This window comes from Mesorhizobium sp. M7A.F.Ca.CA.001.08.2.1 (assembly GCF_003998455.1).
Taxonomy (GTDB): Bacteria; Pseudomonadota; Alphaproteobacteria; order Rhizobiales; family Rhizobiaceae; genus Mesorhizobium; species Mesorhizobium ciceri.
In genome coordinates this window covers 1-4,459 of record NZ_RZPW01000536.1, presented here as the reverse complement: position 1 = coordinate 4,459, position 4,459 = coordinate 1, and the positions used below count along the sequence as shown (strand labels likewise).

Here is a 4,459-nt window from a genome sequence, read left to right as displayed (position 1 = left end):
CTCCTGTACCAGTCCTCGGGGTTGCGAACGGTGAGGATGAGCTTGGCGTCGGGGAAATACTCGGCGAGTTCGCGCCAGAAATAGGCCGTCGGCCAGTCGACTGCCGACTTGTAACCGGCATAGACGACGTCCCAGTTCGCCGGCTCGCGGCGCCCGGCCGCGCGGATCAGGTCGCGGTGCTCGGGGTTAGAGTTGACGTCCTCCATGTGATGGCACGGCCCAAACCCGAGCATTTCAAGCGCCAAGTTCAGAGTGTGCGTGCCGGTGCGGCCGAACCCAGCCCCGATAACAGAGAATGCCATGCGATCCTCCTGTGGCGGGAGCGGATCATAGATTGCACCGGTTGGGAAGGGAGGATGGTCCTGGCGCATCCTGAGAGACCAATTGGAATATCGAGAGATGCGCCGAACTCGCTCTGTCCGAAGACTAAATACCCGGCCTGCCGGTTACGGCGTCGATTGCGATCCGAGCCGCAGAAACCAGGCGGCAGACTTCGTTCCAGTATCATAGCCGCTAGAAATCTCGCAATCCCGGCCATCACAGCGCCTCCTTCTGATCGGTGCTCCTGACCTCGCTCTTCAGCGCCGCTCCTCCCCGCAATGCGGCCACTGTTCCTTCATCGAGGGTGAGCTGGACGATGCAGCCGGCGGGCACGCAGGTCGAGAAGCGAAGCACGTCGAGCGACGGGCCGTCGTCGATCTGCAGGCTTGCGCCGGCGTCGAGCAGAAGCCCACGGAAGCACGAGGTTGCCGGCCAAGGTCCCATCGCTGATCCGCCTGAGCTCGACAGCCTTGTCCGCTGGCCGTTCTGCTGCGTTTGTTGCTGTGAGACAGCGCAGGCGATCTATGACATGTGAGGCTCCAGTCCTGGTAGCTCTCCTGGAGTGACGTCGCACCGCCCGGAACCCATATCATCTTTTGCGCAAACACCGAAATGGCAAAGCCCATCAGAGCGCAGCAGTTGCATCAGCAGGAGGCTTCAGCCCCAGTTCCTACGGATCATATCTTGATCTATTCGTATCAGCCCGGCTCGCTTCGGCGCCAAGCTCATTGCCCCTATCAGCCTGCAACCTGCCGACTACCACTTGACACTGAAGCCGAGCTTGGCACCGATCGACCGGCTGTCGCTGAACTCCTTCAGGCTCGACTTGGCGAAGGCTTCGCCGAAGACGCTGTGCGTGGTTACGGTGGACAACCGCCTCGGCCAGGCCAGGATCACCGACCCTCAACCACCTTGCAGGAACGGCGTGGAGCACTGAACGTTGAGCAAGTCAGGCATGTCTGCATTGGCTGAGGACCATCAATGTTCACGTTCATGTTTGCCACCGGCATCGAGAACAGCACACCGACTATTCGAGGAGGGCGGGAGCGGGTCGACGAACTGGAAAAATGTCGCTTCTACCATCGATGGCGCACCGACTTCGAACTCGTCCAGGACCTCGGGCTCCATTTCCTCCGCTACGGACCTCCCATTCACAAAACGTGGCTAGCTGATAGACGTTACGACTGGGCTTTCGCCGACGAGACCTTCTCCGACCTAAAGGCGAAGGACGTTCTCCCGATCGTCGACCTTTGCCATTTTGGCGTGCCGGACTGGGTTGGTAATTTCCAGAACCCCGACTTTCCGAGACTATTCGAACACTATGCCCGGGGTTTTGCGATCCGCTATCCGTGGATCCAGCTCTTCACGCCAATAAATGAGATGTTCATCTGCGCCACCTTTTCAGCCCGCTGGGGTTGGTGGAACGAGCAACTGAGCAGCGACACCGCCTTCGTCACCGCCCTCAAGCACATCGTGAAGGCAAACGTGCTTGCCATGCGGGCGATCCTCGAGGTGCGACCGGACGCGATTTTTATTCAGAGCGAATCCTCGGAATACTTCCACGCCGACTCTCCCGAGGCGATCTTAGGGGCGGAGCGGTTCAACAGAGAGCGTTTCCTGTCGCTTGATCTCAACTACGGTCACGACGTCGACGCGCGCACCTATCGTTACCTTCTCGAAAACGGGATGACGGCCGAAGAATACAGTTTCTTCCTGGAGAACCATCTGCGTCGGCATTGCGTGATGGGCACCGATTATTACCAGACCAACGAACATCGGGTTTGGGAAGACGGCACGACGTCCGGGTCCGGCGAGGTGTTTGGCTACGACGAGATCACGCGGCAGTACTTCAACCGCTACCGGCTACCTGTCATGCATACAGAGACCAACATCAGCGAAGGCCCTAATGGAGACGAGGCCGTCTATTGGTTGTGGAAAGAGTGGGCCAACGTGCTGCGCATCCGCAACGACGGCATTCCCATCGTAGGCTTCACCTGGTACTCACTGACGGATCAGGTGGACTGGGACAGTGCGCTTCGGGAGAACAACGGACGGGTCAATCCGCTGGGCCTCTATGACCTCGACCGCAATCCAAGGGCGGTTGGACGGGCTTTCAAGGCGCTGGTCGCGAACTGGAATAAGCTGTTGGCCACACAAAGTGTGTGCCTTGCTTTGCCGGTCTTTCTTCCCTCGCAGCAGAATGATGCCATTGTTCGTGCGCAGCAGGAGTATGCGCGCAGCCTGCTGAGCGTGGACCGGGTCGCTGAAGGCGGCTCCGAACCATTTGCTCTGCCCCGGATAGAGGCCGAACCTGATGCGCCTGGATAAGCACGCCGCAGGTGCGCGGGCGTGGATTGAGAACCCCTGTGAAGTCGATCGAGACCATGACAGGCGAGAAGGTGGCGTTCATTGAGTGGACATCGGTCATTCAAGAGACTGGTGGTCGAAGACAACATCCCGAAAGACCAATGGCGGTATCACGCCGCGTCGTTGGTCGCCACACTTACCGGAAAGCAGAATCCAGACCCCAAGTTGGTCAACTGGGTCGCTCGGAAATGAACGCGCCGAGCCCTTAGCATCCAGACGCCTCGCTGATCAAATTCGCGCGGGAATTTCAGCGACGGGCAGATGCACAGTTGGATGACCTCCACTTGACCATCGAAGCGACGCTTCGAACAACGAAAGATCCCGCAAGGTTTTAGATCGTCTTGCCATGACGACCAATGCCATCCCGAACGAACGCTCTGAGCGCCTGTAAGCGGGATGTTTACTAGCTCTTGCTTGACGCGGACCCACCCGCTCCAGACTCTTGGAGATGGGTGGGGGTTTCAAGGTGGCGATGAAGGCGCGCTGTCACGGCGGTGGTGCGTGGCCGTGCGACGCCGGATCGCATCAGCATGACGATCCCCTCTTCTGCTTAGCCGGTGACTGGTCGGGCGTCTAGGTCGGCGGCGGAGCGGGGCGACCAAGTCTCAGTCTCTAATCGTCAGCCCCATCCTTCGGATAAGCCAAGGCATAGTGAGGCCCTGGACGAAAATTGAAAACGCCACGACAGCAAACGCCGTGACGATGATTTCCCCCCTTTCGGGTATCCCTTGCGGCAGTGCAAGGGCCAACGCCAGTGCAAGCGATCCTCGCAGTCCTCCCCAGACCAGAATGTGCTGGTACTTGACGTTGACCTGGAGTGAGGTCCCCCTCAGCAGGGCACAGAGTGGATAGATGGCCAGCACGCGGCCGAGGAGCACGAGCACGACAGCAATAAAGGAGCTTGCGGAAAAGATCCCCAACGGCTGGTGGGCTTCATGTCCACCAATCAGAATGAACACAATGGAGTTGGCCAGGAACGCCGAATAGGTCCAAAAGGCGAGCACGTGGCTTCGTGCATTGGCCGAGATAGCACCCTTCCAGCCGACATTTCCGACCAGCAGGCCGGCAGTCAGCGTCGCCAGCACACCCGACATGCCGAACTTTTCAGCGGCAAGAAAAGAGCCGTAGGCGGCAATCGTTGTCAATGTGATCTCAACCAGGTAATCTTCAGTCCGCCCCGCGATAAGAAGAATTAACGCTGCCACAGCCGCGCCTGCGGCCACCCCACCCGTCACTGTCCAGCCAAATGACGACGCTATAGCTAACGGCGTTGCGCTGGCGCCAGCAGCCACAGAGATGAGAATTGCAAAACCCACCGCGGCTGCACCGTCGTTGAGTAGGCTTTCGGATTCGACAAGGAGACGGAGGCGAGCTTGCACTTTCATTTCCTTGAAGGCCGCCAGCACTGATACCGGGTCCGTGGCGGCGATCAGCACACCGAACAGGCTCGCTCCAATCCAGCTCCACCCAAGCAGCAGATGCATGCCGACCGCCACTGCCGCAGCTGCGATCGCGACCCCTGGAAAGGCAAGCAGCGCTGTCACCGGCAGATCTACTCTGAAGTGACGCCACTCGATCTCCAGGGCAGCCTGGAAGATCAGCGGCGGCAGGAACACGGTGAAAATCAGATCACGGCTGAGAGGCAGCTCGGCAACGCCCGGGAGGAAGCTCAGTGCAATGCCGGCGACAACCAAGCCGACACTGTAAGGCAGCCGCAGACGCCTCGAAATCATGGCCACCAGCGAGGCCGTGAGCAGGATCATTCCTAGGG

At 59.4% G+C, this 4,459-nt stretch carries 4 protein-coding genes; 1 reads left to right on the top strand and 3 read right to left on the bottom strand.

Features of this window, described 5'->3' with window-relative positions; translation table 11 throughout:
- Together EN914_RS25665 and EN914_RS25660 are read right to left on the bottom strand one after the other, a co-directional pair.
- A partial coding sequence (locus EN914_RS25665) for a sulfotransferase family protein (protein WP_281034671.1) occupies positions 1-302 on the bottom strand: 302 nt, incomplete at its 3' end.
- Positions 303-537: 235 nt separating this feature from the next.
- Positions 538-843: an invasion associated locus B family protein gene (locus EN914_RS25660; protein ID WP_081714437.1), complete on the bottom strand. Its 306-nt coding sequence runs from the start codon at positions 841-843 to the stop codon at positions 538-540.
- A 459-nt stretch (positions 844-1,302) separates the two neighbouring features.
- Between EN914_RS25660 and EN914_RS25655 the strand changes: the two genes are divergently transcribed.
- Complete coding sequence (locus tag EN914_RS25655; RefSeq protein WP_127218607.1) at positions 1,303-2,649, top strand: family 1 glycosylhydrolase; 1,347 nt, start codon at positions 1,303-1,305, stop codon at positions 2,647-2,649.
- Between the two features lie 644 nt (positions 2,650-3,293).
- Here EN914_RS25655 and EN914_RS25650 read toward each other — a convergent pair.
- On the bottom strand, positions 3,294-4,459 hold a 1,166-nt coding region (locus EN914_RS25650), incomplete at its 5' end, for a sodium:proton antiporter (protein WP_127389341.1).

Excerpts from the sequence above, each read along its gene's own strand:
- EN914_RS25655 (WP_127218607.1), top strand. The coding sequence starts at position 1,303 with ATGTTCACGTTCATGTTTGCCACCGGCATCGAGAACAGCACACCGACT.